Origin of the sequence: Klebsiella sp. Shm-1, assembly GCF_040804525.1 — a bacterium.
Lineage (GTDB): Bacteria > Pseudomonadota > Gammaproteobacteria > Enterobacterales > Enterobacteriaceae > Klebsiella > Klebsiella pneumoniae.
The window spans coordinates 3,807,589-3,822,084 of record NZ_CP161823.1; the positions used below are offsets into that span (position 1 = coordinate 3,807,589).

The 14,496-nt window shown below is 55.8% G+C and carries 15 protein-coding genes; 10 read left to right on the top strand and 5 right to left on the bottom strand.

Annotated elements, in window-relative coordinates; translation table 11 throughout:
• Nucleotides 1–465: 465 nt before the first annotated feature.
• Complete coding sequence (locus AB1E37_RS18740) at nt 466–714, top strand: DUF1158 domain-containing protein (protein WP_002893037.1); 249 nt, start codon at nt 466–468, stop codon at nt 712–714.
• A 17-nt stretch (nt 715–731) separates the two neighbouring features.
• Here the strand turns inward: AB1E37_RS18740 and AB1E37_RS18745 are convergent, their stop codons facing one another.
• Nucleotides 732–1,073, bottom strand: a complete 342-nt coding sequence (locus AB1E37_RS18745; RefSeq protein WP_002893035.1) for a RamA family antibiotic efflux transcriptional regulator — start codon at nt 1,071–1,073, stop codon at nt 732–734.
• 30 nt (nt 1,074–1,103) lie between these two features.
• The gene (locus AB1E37_RS18750) at nt 1,104–2,219 is read right to left on the bottom strand and encodes an MBL fold metallo-hydrolase (protein ID WP_020316605.1); all 1,116 of its coding nucleotides are present in this window, start codon (nt 2,217–2,219) and stop codon (nt 1,104–1,106) included.
• A 179-nt stretch (nt 2,220–2,398) separates the two neighbouring features.
• On the opposite strand from AB1E37_RS18750, the gene AB1E37_RS18755 reads away from it, so the two are divergent.
• From AB1E37_RS18755 to AB1E37_RS18795, 9 genes are all read left to right on the top strand, one after another.
• Complete coding sequence (locus tag AB1E37_RS18755; RefSeq protein WP_014599061.1) at nt 2,399–2,980, top strand: TetR/AcrR family transcriptional regulator; 582 nt, start codon at nt 2,399–2,401, stop codon at nt 2,978–2,980.
• A complete protein-coding gene (locus AB1E37_RS18760; protein WP_004142557.1) occupies nt 2,980–3,348 on the top strand; it encodes an MmcQ/YjbR family DNA-binding protein in 369 nt (122 codons plus the stop codon). Before AB1E37_RS18755 ends, AB1E37_RS18760 begins: the two co-directional genes overlap by 1 nt.
• Nucleotides 3,349–3,467: 119 nt before the next feature.
• A complete protein-coding gene (gene nfsB, locus AB1E37_RS18765; RefSeq protein WP_004178896.1) occupies nt 3,468–4,121 on the top strand; it encodes an oxygen-insensitive NAD(P)H nitroreductase in 654 nt (217 codons plus the stop codon).
• 247 nt (nt 4,122–4,368) lie between these two features.
• Entirely contained in the window at nt 4,369–4,803 is a 435-nt protein-coding gene (locus AB1E37_RS18770; protein ID WP_002893017.1) for a PTS sugar transporter subunit IIA, read from the top strand.
• Entirely contained in the window at nt 4,796–5,266 is a 471-nt protein-coding gene (locus tag AB1E37_RS18775) for a PTS sugar transporter subunit IIB (protein WP_004176974.1), read from the top strand. The genes AB1E37_RS18770 and AB1E37_RS18775 overlap by 8 nt, the downstream gene beginning before the upstream one ends.
• 14 nt (nt 5,267–5,280) lie before the next feature.
• Nucleotides 5,281–6,024 carry a PTS mannose/fructose/sorbose/N-acetylgalactosamine transporter subunit IIC gene (locus tag AB1E37_RS18780; protein WP_004183295.1) on the top strand — a complete coding sequence of 248 codons (744 nt, stop codon included), beginning with the start codon at nt 5,281–5,283 and terminating at the stop codon, nt 6,022–6,024.
• Between the two features lie 2 nt (nt 6,025–6,026).
• The gene (locus tag AB1E37_RS18785) at nt 6,027–6,881 is read left to right on the top strand and encodes a PTS system mannose/fructose/sorbose family transporter subunit IID (RefSeq protein WP_004176976.1); all 855 of its coding nucleotides are present in this window, start codon (nt 6,027–6,029) and stop codon (nt 6,879–6,881) included.
• Nucleotides 6,882–6,898: 17 nt separating this feature from the next.
• Complete coding sequence (locus AB1E37_RS18790; protein WP_004223491.1) at nt 6,899–7,960, top strand: SIS domain-containing protein; 1,062 nt, start codon at nt 6,899–6,901, stop codon at nt 7,958–7,960.
• 64 nt (nt 7,961–8,024) lie between these two features.
• The gene (locus AB1E37_RS18795) at nt 8,025–9,011 is read left to right on the top strand and encodes an SIS domain-containing protein (protein WP_004147471.1); all 987 of its coding nucleotides are present in this window, start codon (nt 8,025–8,027) and stop codon (nt 9,009–9,011) included.
• 52 nt (nt 9,012–9,063) lie between these two features.
• On the opposite strand, the gene AB1E37_RS18800 is transcribed toward AB1E37_RS18795, so the two are convergent.
• The 3 genes from AB1E37_RS18800 to AB1E37_RS18810 form a co-directional block, all read right to left on the bottom strand.
• Nucleotides 9,064–11,793: a sigma 54-interacting transcriptional regulator gene (locus AB1E37_RS18800; RefSeq protein ID WP_002893000.1), complete on the bottom strand. Its 2,730-nt coding sequence runs from the start codon at nt 11,791–11,793 to the stop codon at nt 9,064–9,066.
• A gap of 96 nt (nt 11,794–11,889) precedes the next feature.
• Nucleotides 11,890–12,924, bottom strand: coding sequence for a DUF2157 domain-containing protein (locus tag AB1E37_RS18805; protein WP_004223486.1), 1,035 nt, complete (start codon nt 12,922–12,924; stop codon nt 11,890–11,892).
• Nucleotides 12,925–13,593: 669 nt separating this feature from the next.
• Nucleotides 13,594–14,460: a helix-turn-helix transcriptional regulator gene (locus tag AB1E37_RS18810; protein WP_004151823.1), complete on the bottom strand. Its 867-nt coding sequence runs from the start codon at nt 14,458–14,460 to the stop codon at nt 13,594–13,596.
• Between the last annotated feature and the right edge of the window lie 36 nt (nt 14,461–14,496).

Here is a 14,496-nt window from a genome sequence, read left to right on the forward strand (position 1 = left end):
CCTGAAATCATTCCTGGCCAATGAAGTAAAAGAGGGCAAAAATGCCGATAAAAATGTGAACCAATACAAGTCTAAATTTTTCGCAAAATAAAAATTTTGTGATAAGTTAATTCCACAAACCAACTATTACAGAATATTAATAAACCAAAACTAAACGAGGTAAAATATGTTTGGAATCTACCGCGGGCGCCGTCTGGCGCTGTACATCGCGTTAGCCATTATCATTGCCACGCTGGTGGGATATAGCACTTACAGTTTTGTAAAAGCGCTGGCATAATAATGACGTTAATTTACACCCGCTGCAATTAACTTAATTACAAATTATTTCAGATTAATTAACATGAGAGCGAAAGGCAGGCGATAATATTTAAAATAGTCGTGTTATAGCGAGTAAAAAAACAAAGCATATTGCGTTAAGCATTATTTTACCGGACAATATGTTTTTTAACTGATGATTAACATGACATGAAACATCCACTGGAAACGCTGCTCTCCGCCGCCGGGATCTTACTGCTGGCCCTGCTCTCCTGTCTGCTGTTGCCCGCGCCTTCGCTGGGCCTGACGCTGGCGCAAAAGCTGGTTGAGACATTCCATATGATGGATCTCAACCAGCTCTATACGGTGCTGTTTTGTCTGTGGTTCTTAGCGCTGGGCGCCATTGAGTATCTGGTGCTGCGCTGGGTGTGGCGTCGCTGGTTTTCCCTCGAGCGGTAAACCAGGAGAGGCGCGCCTCAGTGGGCGCGACTGTGGTTCTCTTTGCGGTAGGCGCCCGGCGGCTGATTGAAGGTCCGGGTGAAGACGCGGGTAAAGGTCTGTTGCGAATCGAAGCCATACTTGAGGCAGATATCGTAGACCCGCTGATCGGTGTCGCGCAGATCGCGGGCGGCCAGCAGCAGCTTCCTTTCGCGAATATAGCGCCCCAGGCTCTCCCCTTTGTACTGTAAAAACAGCCGTTGCAGATGCCATTTCGAATACCCGGCATGGCGAGCGATATCATCAATACGCAGCGGTTGATGCAGGTTATCATCAATCCACTCGACGATAGTATCAATCACCTGAGCGGAAATCGTCATATGCTCTCTCCTCTGATACTGCACTGGCGCTTAGCGCCACCAGGCGTTAAATGATTGCGTCTTATCGGCGACCCACACCGGCTCGCCCTGCACAGGCGTCAGCAGACGCCAGGCCCTTCCTTCGCTGGCAGCCGCCAGCCGTTGATACGGTTCATCCCAGCTGTGTTTCGCCAAAACGAATCGTCCTGCATGCCCAGGCAGCACCGCGCGAGCGCGCAGATCGTCGGCAGCCTGAGCCGTTTCATCCGGCATCATGTGGATATATTTCCAGTCCTGGTCATACTGCCCGTTCTCCATGATCGCCAGATCGACCGGACCGAACTCATCGCCTATCGCTTTAAAGTGCGGCCCATACCCGCTGTCGCCGCTGTAATAAATCTTTTGCTGCGGGGTAACGAACAGAAAACTGGCCCACAGCGTCTGGTTACGCTTCAGCCCACGGCCGGAAAAGTGCCGCGCCGGCAGCACGTGGACGGTGAGCTCGTCGCTGGCCGGTACCGCCTGCTGCCAGTCCGCTTCGGTAATCAGCGCCCCGTCCATTCCCCAGTAGCGCAGATGCGATCCGACCCCCAGCGGCGTAATGACCCGCTTAATTTTCGGCAGTAAGGCGCGAATGGTGGCGTAATCCAGATGGTCGTAGTGATCGTGGGAGATGATCAGCAGATCGATCTCCGGCATCCCTTCCGCCCGCCACGGATAGTCGCCGGGGAAGGCTTTATTGATAAAAGAGAACGGCGCCGCGTAATCGCTGAACACCGGGTCAATCAGGATGCGTTTTCCCGCCAGCTGCAGGTACCAGGAGGAGTGGCCGAGCCAGACCATCACGTCCTGCCCGAGGGGCAGCGTCGCCAGATCGGTCTTCACCAGCGGCAGCGGTTGCGCGGGACGGGCGTTTTCCCGTTTGGTCATCAGGAAATCCCACCACGCCGCCAGCATATTTTTCTGCCCGGTGAACCCTGGCGTGGGCAATTGGTTATGGAACTGGCCGTCCCGGTAGTGGGGAGACGCTTCCACCTGGCTAAGCTGTGCCCCCTGCGGCGCCTTACCAAAACCGGCATTAAGAACAAACGGCAATGTCGTTGCTGCTGCGAGTAACATGATGGCGACCACGCTGAAAGTGACACGGTTCATATCCTGACCAGACAAAAGCCCCCATCCCGGAGGCTTTATGATATAACTTGATTATGAGTGAGTACGCACTCATTATTAGGAAAGCGATGAAAGTCGTCAAGACGATTTTCAATTTTTGCGTTCCGCCGTTGCAGCGACCTGGTCAGACGTGCCAAGATCGGCGGTTTGTTTAAACCTGCGTGAGGAAAAAAGTAGTGGCTCGTCCAAAGAGTGAAGATAAAAAGCAAGCGTTACTGGAAGCTGCCACCGCGGCTTTCGCCCAGTCCGGCATAGCCGCCTCGACGTCGGCCATCGCCCGCAGCGCCGGTGTGGCCGAGGGAACGCTGTTTCGCTATTTCGCCACCAAGGATGAGTTGCTCAACGAGCTGTACCTCGCGATTAAGCTGCGCCTGGTGCGCACAATGATCGCCGGGCTGGATCCGGACGAGAAGCGCCCGAAAGAGAACGCGCGCAATATCTGGAACAGCTATATCGACTGGGGCGTGCGCAACCCGATGGAGCACAAAGCGATCCGCCGGATGGCGCTCAGCGAGCGCATCACCGACGAAACCCGCCGCCAGGTAAAAGAGAGCTTTCCGGAGCTCAACGAAATGTGCCAGCTGTCGGTGAAAGAGACATTCCTCAGCGAGGCGTACCGCGCCTTTGGCGACGCCCTGTTTCTGTCGCTGGCGGAAACCACCATCGAATTCGCCAGCCACGATCCGCAGCGCGCCCGGGAGATTATCGCCCTCGGCTTTGAAGCCATGTGGCACGCCCTGCATGAGGCGGACGCCTAATGACGCCGGAAACACTGCATCCCTGCGCTCACCGTATCGCCCTGACCTACCCGTTTACCGAACACTGCTGGCCCTTTGGGCCAGAGTACGACGTGTTTAAGGTCGACGGCCGCATCTTTATGATCACCATGACTATTCGCGGCCGGGCGCTGGTCAATCTCAAGGCCGAGCCGCAGAAGTCGCTGCTGAATCAGCAAATTTATCGCAGTATCGAACCCGGCTACCATATGAACAAGAAACACTGGATCACGGTGGTGCCAGGAGAGGATATCAGCGAGGATCTGCTGGCCGAGCTGATTGACGATTCGTGGCATCAGGTGGTGAACAAGCTGAGTAAAAAGGCCCAGCAGCGCCTGCGTCCGCGCTGATTTTCAGCCAAATGCGATAAGTGTTATCGCATTTTTCACCCTTATCATTTTGCGATCTTCGCTGTACTCTTCCTCTCCTGAACGCACCGGTAAGGTGCTGTAAACTGTGAGGAAGAGTTATGGATATCGTATCGGTCGCTTTGAAGCGCTATTCCACCAAGGCCTTTGACGCCACGAAAAAGCTGACTGCCGGGGAAGCGGAACAGCTGAAAACGCTGCTGCAGTACAGCCCGTCTAGCACCAACTCCCAGCCGTGGCACTTTATTGTCGCCAGCACCGATGAAGGGAAAGCTCGCGTGGCGAAAGCCGCCAGCGGCACCTACGTGTTCAACGAACGTAAAATTCTCGACGCCTCGCACGTGGTGGTGTTCTGCGCGAAAACCGCGATGGACGACGCCTGGCTGCAGCGCGTGGTGGATCAGGAAGAGGCCGATGGCCGTTTCGCCACCCCGGACGCAAAAGCCGCTAACCACAAGGGTCGCACCTTCTTTGCCGATATGCACCGCAAAGAGCTGAAAGATGACGATCAGTGGATGGCGAAACAGGTGTATCTCAACGTCGGCAATTTCCTGCTGGGCGTAGCGGCGATGGGTCTCGACGCCGTGCCGATTGAAGGGGTCGATTTTGCGATCCTCGATGAGGAATTTGACCTGAAAGCCCAGGGCTACACCAGCCTGGTGGTGGTCCCGGTCGGCCACCATAGCGTAGAAGATTTCAACGCTACCCTGCCGAAGTCGCGTCTGCCGCAGTCGACGACCATTACCGAGATTTAATTCCCTTCTGCCGGGAACGCCCGGGCCATGGCGCAGCAGCGTCTCGCCCGGGACTTTCTTCACCCACTCTTTCCCCCTCTTTTCTGCCGTTTGTGCCAAGTTTCTGGCGCTCATAATCCCGCTTGTGCCAGGAATAACGACTTTAGTGTGAACCAGACGATTTAATTAATTGATAAATAATACTTTTCATTTCTGGCACGCCCTTTGCTCTTAACAGATACCGCTATCTGGATGAAGGAGAAACCGGGTGAAACATATCTATGTGGCCAGCCACGGCCATTTTGCTCGCGGACTGGTGAACAGTTTGTCGCTGCTGATTGGCGACGAACACGGCGTTATCCCGGTCTGCGCCTATGACGAAGATATCGTGACCACCGAACAGCTGGAGCAAACCCTGGAGCATCTCATCGTCCAGGCGAATGGTGATGAAGTGGTGATCTTCACCGACCTGCTTGGCGGCAGTATCAACAATAGCGCCGTGAGCGTCTTGATGCGACATCGCAACGTTTTCGTGGTCGCCGGCATCAATCTGACTCTGCTGCTGGAGTTTCTGCTGTGCGAAGAAGCCACTACCGAGGCCGCGATTATCTACGCCACCAGCGCGGCGCGTGAATCCATTGTTTTCATCAATCCTCTAATAACACAACCATCCTCTGACCCACAGGGAGAATCTCATGATTAAACTCGTGCGCATTGATTATCGGCTGCTGCACGGCCAGGTGGTTTTTGCCTGGACCCGAGCGCTGGATATCGACCATATCATCGTCGCCAACGCCAAAGCCGCGGCGGATGCCTTCATTACGATGTCGCTTAACCTGGCAAAGCCAGCGGGCGTCACGCTGGACATCGCCACCGTTGAACAGGCGGCGGAAAAGCTTAACAGCGGCAAGTTGGATCATAAAAAAGTCATGGTGGTCCTGGGCAATACTGCGGAAACCCTCGCGCTAGTGGAAAAAGTCCCGGGAATTAGCGCAATTAATTACGGCGGTCTGCCACAGAAGGAAGGGGCAAGACAATTCGGCAAGGCCATCTATCTGACCGAAGAGGAAATCGCCCATAGCAGAGCGCTAAAAGAAAAAGGTATTCGGCTGGAGATGCGTCAGGTACCCGCCCACTCGGCTGAACTCCTTAACGACCAACTTTAACTTCGGAGGTCACTATGTTGCTCACCGCAACGTTACTCGGACTGATCGCTGCCCTGGGGATACTTGATGGCCGCCTGCTTGGGGTATCAATGATCGATCGACCGCTGGTGATGTGCGCCCTCACCGGTCTGGTCTGCGGTAATTTACATGAGGGGATTCTGATTGGCGCTACGCTGGAGCTTATTTTCCTCGGCAACGTCGCCATCGGCGCCGCGCACCCGCCAGATATCGTGACCGGCTCCGTATTGGCCACCGCGTTTTCGATCATGTCCGGTCGTGGTCCAGAGGCTGCGCTCACCATCGCCATCCCTGTCTCAATGCTGGCGCAGACGCTGGGAATCCTGGTGCGCGTGGTGAACGCCCGCTTTGGTCATCTGGCGGACCGCTATGCGGCACAGGGTAATACCCGAATGGTCGGCCTGATGCACCTCGCCGGTCCGACGCTACTCTATTTTTTAAACGGATTTCTACCGGTATTTTTTGCCATTCTGCTTGGTTCTTCGGCGGTAAGCTGGTTCCTGGAGGCCATTCCGCCGGTGATAACCAATGGATTGATCGTCGCCAGTAAGATCCTGCCAGCGCTCGGCTTCGCCCTGCTGATCAGCATGATGCTCAGCAGCAAACTGATGCCGTACCTCGGTCTGGGATTTCTGATAGCGGCATATACCAAACTGGATATCATCGCCATCGCGCTGTTCGCTGTGGTGTTGGCATTTATCATCAGCCAGTTCCTTAATCTTAAGCAGCAGGAGAGCTAATCATGAGCGAAATGACGCAAACTGTGACTGGCGCTACCCAGCCGCAAAGCGATGATGCAAGCCGCATCACCGCCCGCGATTTACGCAGCGTGTTCTGGCGCTCCTTTACCCTACAGGGCTCCTGGAACTACGAGCGCCAGCAGCATATGGGCTATGCCTTCGCAATGTCGCCAGCCCTGAAGCGCATCTATCAGGACCCAACGGAGCTGGGGCGCGCCCTGCAGCGTCATCTGGTGCTGTTTAACACCACGCCCCATCTCTCGACCTTTATCTTCGGCCTGTCGATTGCCATGGAAGAAGAGAACCAGCGTAACCCCGAATTTAATGAGGAGTCGATAAACGCGATTAAAACCAGCCTGATGGGGCCGCTGGCGGGCATCGGCGACTCCATATTCTGGGGATCATTAAAGGTTATCGCCGCCGGGATGGGTATCTATTTCGCCCAGCAGGGCAGCCTGCTGGGACCGATACTGGCGCTGTTAGTTTATAACCTGCCGCATCTTTTGTGCCGCTGGTATGGCCTCAAGCTCGGCTACCGGGCGGGTACGACCTGGCTGATGAGAATTTACCAAAGCGGCCTTATGGACCGGGTGACCTATATCGCATCAATTGTTGGCCTCATGGTCGTCGGCGCGATGACCGCCAGCATGATAGATATCACCACCCCGCTCAGCTTTACCGCCGGGCAGACCACCATGAAGGCGCAGGAGTTTATTGACAAAATACTTCCTTCGCTGCTGCCGCTGCTTTTCACCCTTGGGATGTACAAGTTGATCCGCAAGGGAGTCAATATTAACTGGATCCTGCTAGGAACCGTCGCGTTTGGCATGGCGGCCAGCGCGCTAGGCCTGCTTTAAGAAGAGGAATATCACCTATGCACGTAGAAGACTATATGAATGAAACACCCGCCTGTCTGCTCGCTATGCTGACGCAGACGCGGGAAGATCTCTGGCAGGCGGCAAAAGCGCTAACGGAGCGCGGCGTCACGCGTATTATCCTGACCGGCTCCGGTACCTCTTATCACGGCGCGCTGACCGCCCGCTCGTTTATGCAGCAGTGGTGCAGGCTACCCGTTGATGTCTACTGGCCTTTTCTGCTGGATGATTCGGCGCTGACCCTCAGCGACAAAGCGCTGGTCATCGGCATTTCTCAGGGAGGCGGCAGCCTCTCTACCCTCGCCGCAATGGAACGCGCCCGGGCAGCCGGGCATCTTACCGCTTCCATGGCCGGGGAAGCGCCAGCCGTTATCGACCGGGCGGCAGATTTGGTCTTAACAGTACCCTGTGGAGAAGAGCGGGCTGGCGCCAAAACCAAAGGGTATCACTGCACCATACTTAATCTGATGCTGCTGGGGCTTGCTGTCGCCAGTCGCCAGCGGCGCCTGAGCGATGAGGAGCGCAAGGCGCTACTCGTCCGCATGGATACCACGTTTAATCATTTGCCGACGCTCATTGAGGCCTCGCAGGCGTGGGTTCTCAATCATGCCCGACCGCTTATCGACAGCGCGGACATTCGCCTGACCGGTCCGGCAAGGCTGTTTGGCACCGTTCAGGAAGGTGCGCTAAAGATGCTTGAAACGCTACGCTGTCCGGTTGCCGGTTACGAATTTGAGGAGTTCATCCACGGGATCTATAACGCCTTCGACGAGCGCTCTACCCTGATCATGCTCGATCCGTTTCCCGATGAGCGTCAGGATCGCCTGGCGGAAATACTTGGCGGCTGGACTCAGCATATTTATCGCATTGGTCCACAAGTCGAAAATAACGGCAAAAATATGCCCTTCGCATTTATTAACGATCCCGACTTTGCGGTCTTTGAATATATTATTCCGTTACAAATGGTTTGTGCCCGACTGCCGCCAGTGAAGGGCATCGATCCCGCAATACCGAAGGATCCGCATTTCCACCAGAAAATGAAAAGTAAACAACTCAATTAATTGACGCATAGTAAAAGTTATCCGCGTTTCAGCGGAGGACCCGTTACATCCCAAGGAGACCAATATGTCTATAGCTCATCAAAACGCACATACTATTATTCGCGATATTTTATCTAAGCAGCACATTGAGCGCGTATGGTTTGTTGGCTGCGGTGGTTCATTAACCGGTTTCTGGCCGGGGAAATATTTTCTCGATTGTGAAGCTAAAAAGCTGGCCGTCGGCTATGTTACCAGTAATGAATTTGTCCATGCGACGCCGAACGCGTTAGGTAAAAACAGCGTAGTGATCCTCGCCTCGCAGCAGGGCAACACCGCTGAAACGGTGGAAGCCGCCCGCATCGCGCGTCAGAAAGGCGCCGCCACTATTGGACTGGTATATACCCCCGGCACGCCGCTGTGCGAACACAGCGATTACACTATTGAATACTGCTGGGCGCGCTATCCCGAAACCGTCGATCCGACGCAGCAAAAAGCGGCATACAGCCTGTGGCTGGCGCTGGAAGTGCTTGCGCAAACTGAGGGATACGCCCATTACGATGAGATGGTCAGCGCCTTTGCCAGTTTTGAATCCGTGGTACGCGGCGCTCAGCAGCAGGTTCAGGCGGATGCGCGCCATTTTGCCGAAGCCTGGAAGACCGAAAAGGTCATCTACATGATGGGCAGCGGCCCCTCATTCGGCGCCGCGCATCAGGAATCCATCTGTATTCTGTTGGAGATGCAGTGGATTAACTCCGCCAGCATCCACAGCGGCGAGTATTTCCACGGCCCCTTTGAGATTACCGAAACGGGAACGCCGTTTATTTTATTAAAAAGCAGCGGCCGCACCCGCCCGCTGGATGATCGCGCGATCCGCTTTATCGAACGTTACCAGGGAAAACTGCAGATTATTGACGTGGAAAAGGTGGGAATCGACGCACTGCACGCCAGCGTGCGCGAATATTTCTGCGGCCTGCTGCACAACTGCGTACTGGATGTTTACAACCTGGCGCTGGCCACCGCTCGCAACCACCCGCTGACCACCCGCCGCTATATGTGGAAAGTCGAATATTGATTCGCTAACCGCCTGCCAGCCCCGGCGTAATTCTCCGGGGCTGCGTTGAGGATTACCAGCTAAAATCTTCAATACGTAATTCAAAAATATCGTGAATATAGCCAATTTCCGCTACCGGTAGCGCCACGTTATAGAGTATTTTCAGGCGCTGGAACGAGTGATTCACCATGGCAATAAATTCGCCATGCTGGCGGGTAAATTGCTCAAGATCTTTATAATGGCTAATTTCATTACGCATTACCAGACGCTCAATCATACAGCTGAGATGCACATATAAACTGATAATTAAGTTATTATTAAAATGAAAACCAAGCGTATTTTGCCACTCAGCGATAATGGTTTCGATATGGCCCATGGTTTTTCCAGCATTCAGTATCGTCAGAGAGTTGACAACGTTATGCAGTGAAAACTCACGAACCATATTTTTATTAATCAGCGCAATTTGCTTTTCATTAAGATAGCCGCTTAAGAGCTGACTTAGATGTCGATGCCCCTGCTCGCCAAGTAGTTCCTCAATGCCAACCCAGGGCACTCCGGCCAGCTGCGGGTCGTGGGTACCCACGACCGCAATAACTTCATACTGGTGGAGCAACGATACCGCCGTACGACTGTTTTTTAAGCGCGTATACTCGCAGGCGATGATGTTAATATCAAAATCGTTGAGCAGGCTCTTCTCCATCAGATTTTTAAATTTAAATGCGGTACCGATACCTGTAATACAGGTCACCAGCAGCACACGCTCTTTTTTTTCTGCGGGCCAGAACACATCCCAACGCGACTGATTAAGCGGCACGATCTCTTCGGCGATTTGTTCGATGTTTTTTCCCAACGCGATCTCGCTGGCAACGTTCAGCGCCATGCGGGTCGTGACGTTATCCACCACTACCAGCGGGCCGTTAATCACCGACAAAAGCGCATCGGCAATCTCCTTGGTGTAGCCCATATCAATAAGCACCATCACACCCGCACGCGTGTCCGTATGCTGGAGATAATCAACCACGGCGCGACTGACATCGTTAAACGCCACCTCCATCGGCATATCCATGGCCTGGTAGATCTTCTCGCCAATCAGGCGGTTGGCAACGCCGGCAATGCTGCTGGCGGTCGAATAACCGTGGGCGATTATCAGCGCTTTCACTTTTCCGCCGCTGGTCGCATCGATAGCATTACTGACAATGGCGGTAATCGCCAGACGGTCAAGCGTATCGATGAGCAGATCGTATTTATTATTGACGACATCCAGTAGTTTCTCCGCGATGCGTTGCGCCAGCCCCGCCGAGGAGTCCAGCCAGCGCTGCATCACCAGACGCACGGGCTCAGCAACGCTGCGCGGCGCCAGAGGGAGGCTGGTGAGGTAGCGGCCGGTAAGATAAGCGAATTCGACATTTAGCTGAAGGTCATAATTGACAGCGATTGCTTTGCCCACATCTTCAATAAAGCGCAGCCGTTTGTCCTGCAGAGAGACCGTACTCTCCTGATTCATCAGCGCATCAAGATAGAGCGTCACGTTCTGATAAATAAGCTTTTCAAAGGTCCGCACGCTAATATTATCCTGAGCCAACTCCTCGCACAGGCTACAAATATTTTCCGTTAGCCGTTGGTATTCATGGTGACGACCAGAAAAAAGAGGCTGCGCGTCGCCATCGCGGTAAATCATAACCCGCTCGCTATTTTGCTGAAGGGTAAAAGGCGCATCCGCCAGTAATCGGTCGGGCAGCAAACCCGCTTTTATATGTAAAAGACCGCTATCACGTTCGCCAAATGTCCAGGCGCTGGCGCAAATATTGCGAATCAAATTTTCCAGCCCACCGACATTTCCTTCAAGCGTTTCACGCATTAGCTGGCTGACGATTTCGCCATCCAGCGCCAGATCGTGGTTCAAACGCTGGGCTTCACGGCGGAAAAAGTGGTGGATAAACGCCAGCCGCTCGAATTGGCCGCGTTCAGCGATCGGCAGAATTTTTACAATCACCGGAATACGGCGAATAAAGGTCGCCAGGAAGTGTTTTTCCAGATCCTCGGTTGAAGCAAAAATTAGCCGCACCGTGGCGCTGCGCTCGTCGGCGCTCTCCCCCAGCCGGCGCCAGCTACCGTTATCCATAAAATGAAACAACTTTTCCTGGCCTTCGGGCGGCAGCCGATGAACCTCATCGATAAACAACACCCCGCCGTTGCTGGTCTCGATAAGACCAGGAACGGCCTTATCGGCGCCGGTAAAGGCCCCCTTCGCATGACCAAATAACTTCGAGGTCAGTAGTTCTGGATTATTCGCGTACTCGGCGCAGTTAAATACGGTAAAAGGCGCATCGGCAGGTAAAATACCTTCATCTATTGCGTAGTGCCAGAGCTGGCGAGCTAGAAAACTTTTCCCGGTGCCAGTAGGGCCCCGCAGCAGCAGCGGCAGACCTGCGCCAGGGTAGCTGATGGCAGCCTTGCACTGGCGCAATGCTTCCTGCAGGCTGCCCTGCGCGCCAATCAGCTGCGCCAGACTATCCTGACGATCCGCGCACAGCGCCTGAATGGAGGCGTATTCGCCGTGCCGAACCGCCAGGCGGTGATGATCGCGCAGAACGGTAACGGGTAAAAACAGCACCGGGCGACCGTTCACTTTGACCACCCGCTGCTCGCGATGGAGATTATTCAGATGATGGCTGATGATGCTGCGTTTTTGCTTCAAGCTATCGGCGATGGCCATAGCGTTAAACTCGCCCAGCGCTTCCGCCGTCAGCGCTCGCCCGGCGATCCGTTGTTCTAGTTGGCGAAAAATCGACTCCTTATTCATCTCGCTCCCCTGTCAAAAGCGTAAAATTCGCTTATACGACAATTCGCGCAGGACGTCGCTGCCGCCAGCCACACTTCTTTAAAAACGCTTAATTTTTCATGGTTTAACGTTCCCCGCATGCCAGATGCGCTCGGCATAGCGGCCAATCACCGCCAGCGAGACGGCAAGGATCAGGAAAAACAGCACTTTGTGCATCCCGTTCCAGAAAAACTCAAAGAAACGGGTATAGAGATTGATCGCCAGGAAGGTTAGTCCGAAGCCGCGCAACATTCCGTCATCGGTTTTCAGGCTGATAAAAATGCAGACGCCGGCCGCTACGGCAAACAGCAGCCCCCACGGCAGGAGTCGCGCCTGGCTCACCTGGTACCAGCTCTCTGCGTCGTAATTGCCGAAAATCGACATGATCCACAGCGCAATAAACAGGTACGTGAGGCCCATCGCCTTGCTGACGGTAAACAGCTGCCGCTGGCGAAGCAGGGATTGCGCGCCGTAGCAGAGCGCCAGCAGCGCGCCGCCGAACAGGACGAAGCGAATCGGGTAGTTCATGCCCAGCCAGTAGGCGCCCCACCCCGAGACGTAGCCGGTTTCCGCGCCGAACCAGTTGCCCAGCGCCAGCAGAAAAAAGAGCCACACCAGCCCGGAGCGGGCAATATAGCCGATGGCGCCGTAAATCACGCATCCGGCCAGAAACAGCGGTGCGATATGGCCGCTGCCGTTATCCAGCCGTTCGCCAAGCTGCCATAGCGCCACGGCGGTAAAGACGACGCCCAGAAACAAAATCGCCTCGGTGCTGTAGTGCCACTGCGTCTCCCGCCGCTGGCGACGAAAACCCCAGCCGTAGCAGGCGACTGCCAGCAGCGCAGGCAGCAGGATCCGCATCAGCGCCGAGTGGCTGAACAGGCTCAGCAGCCACGCCACCAGCTCGCTGTCGGCGAACAGACTGCCCAGGGAAATCAGCACGCAGGCCAGCGCGGTCCAGAAGGCATAGCGGCTCAGGCGCCGCCAGTCGAAGGGGGAGACGCGCATCGTTTGCGCCAGCCGCTGGCTGTCCGAGGGGGTTAACTCCCCGCTGGCCTGCCAGGCATTCAGCGCGCGCTGAATAATGCGCTGCTCTTTTCGGGTTACGTTCATAGGCATTCCTTGAGACTGATGACAAACCTGTTTTCGCTAATATGCTCGCCTTTCTGCCGGGCAGCGGCTGTCGCCCTCCCCGGCCTACTTAACCATTTATATATCAGATTGTTACTCCTTACCGTAAGCCCGCGTAAGCGCAGCGCCGCCGAGCATGATATCAGGCACGGAGCCGCTTTATTGCCGGGTGGCGGCTGGCGCCTTACCCGGCCTACGGTCCGTAGCAGCCAGCCGTTAACTTACCCACTTGTGCGACTGAAACTGCCGGTGTTGCGGCCTCAACATCGCTGAGACGTTCCCGGCAGGCCGGGGCAGCCCGCATGGATGCGGGCTGAGGGCCGTGTTTTGCACGGACGCGGCCTCGGCCCGACCCGAAGCCTGCAGGGAGAAGTCGAAGGTACCGCGCAGCGGCGATGTTGCTGGCCGGAGCCCGGGGGTACAGGGGGCGGCGGCGACTGGCCGCCCCCTGTGCGCTCCCTGCCCCATGAGTGACATAACGCAGAAGACTAACCGGGAGCGCAATGTGCGCTGAAGCCACAGATAACATAAAAGACTTCCCGGCAGGGCTTTGCCTTCCCCCCTACTCCCGGAGGGAGAGGGAACCGTCCAGCAGCGCCGGCCGGGCAATACCCGAAGATGGCACATTGCCAGCCATCTGATTCCCTGTGATTAATGTTGGTCCAGCCACGCCAGCGCCTGCTCGCCCGCCTCGTCCATCGGCAGGTAGACCAGCAGGCGCGAGCCGTTGCGCGGCGCCGAATACCAGTACATCTGCTGCAGGCTGAATCGCCCGAGCTGCGGGTGGTTAAAATGTTTAATCTGGTTTTCCACGCCGCGCACCTCGTAGCGCTGATGCCACAGCGCTTCAAACTCCGACGAGGCGGCGAAAAAGCGCGCCAGTTTGTTTTCCCACGCCGGATCGCCGCGGTGCTCGGCCATCGCGGCGCGGAAATAGGAGACGAAGGTCGGCAGCACATCGCGATTTTCGATCCGGCTGCGCCAGGTCTCATGGGTCAGATAGAGATAAATGCAGTTGCGATCTTCTTCCGGGAGGGTGGCGAAATCGATGCCCATCAGGCGGCAGAAGCTGTCGTTCCACGCCACAATATCAAAGTTCGGTTTCTGAATGCTGGCCGGCTGCGGCATCAGGCTGTCCAGCATCCGGCGGGTCCCTGGGCTGATGCCTTCGCACACCGTCACCTGGGTGGCTTCCGGCGGGGTCAGCCCGGCGAGCACGAACAGATGCCGGGTCTCCAGCGGACTGCACTGCAGGGCATTCGCCACCCCCACCAGCACCGCCTCCGACGGATTCACCTCCCGCCCCTGCTCCAGCCAGGTGTACCAGGTAACGCCGACGTCGGCGAGCATCGCCACCTCTTCCCGGCGCAGACCCGGCGTGCGCCGGCGGCCCACCCGGGGCAACCCCAGGCGCTGCGGATCGAGGCTTTCACGGCGGGCGCGCAGAAAGGCCCCCAGCTGTTTGCGTCGATCGTCCGGCACGGCGATCGTCGACTCCCGTTGCGGCATCGTGGTCATCACCCCTCCAGCATAGTAGTGCCAATACCAGTATAG

Bases quoted from the DNA above. Each gene is read 5' to 3' on its own strand.
- AB1E37_RS18740 (WP_002893037.1), top strand. From the start codon at position 466: ATGAAACATCCACTGGAAACGCTGCTCTCCGCCGCCGGGATCTTACTG.
- AB1E37_RS18745 (WP_002893035.1), bottom strand. From the start codon at position 1,073: ATGACGATTTCCGCTCAGGTGATTGATACTATCGTCGAGTGGATTGAT.
- AB1E37_RS18760 (WP_004142557.1), top strand. From the start codon at position 2,980: ATGACGCCGGAAACACTGCATCCCTGCGCTCACCGTATCGCCCTGACC.
- nfsB (WP_004178896.1), top strand. From the start codon at position 3,468: ATGGATATCGTATCGGTCGCTTTGAAGCGCTATTCCACCAAGGCCTTT.
- AB1E37_RS18775 (WP_004176974.1), top strand. From the start codon at position 4,796: ATGATTAAACTCGTGCGCATTGATTATCGGCTGCTGCACGGCCAGGTG.
- AB1E37_RS18780 (WP_004183295.1), top strand. From the start codon at position 5,281: ATGTTGCTCACCGCAACGTTACTCGGACTGATCGCTGCCCTGGGGATA.
- AB1E37_RS18785 (WP_004176976.1), top strand. From the start codon at position 6,027: ATGAGCGAAATGACGCAAACTGTGACTGGCGCTACCCAGCCGCAAAGC.
- AB1E37_RS18790 (WP_004223491.1), top strand. From the start codon at position 6,899: ATGCACGTAGAAGACTATATGAATGAAACACCCGCCTGTCTGCTCGCT.
- AB1E37_RS18795 (WP_004147471.1), top strand. From the start codon at position 8,025: ATGTCTATAGCTCATCAAAACGCACATACTATTATTCGCGATATTTTA.
- AB1E37_RS18800 (WP_002893000.1), bottom strand. From the start codon at position 11,793: ATGAATAAGGAGTCGATTTTTCGCCAACTAGAACAACGGATCGCCGGG.
- AB1E37_RS18805 (WP_004223486.1), bottom strand. From the start codon at position 12,924: ATGAACGTAACCCGAAAAGAGCAGCGCATTATTCAGCGCGCGCTGAAT.
- AB1E37_RS18810 (WP_004151823.1), bottom strand. From the start codon at position 14,460: ATGACCACGATGCCGCAACGGGAGTCGACGATCGCCGTGCCGGACGAT.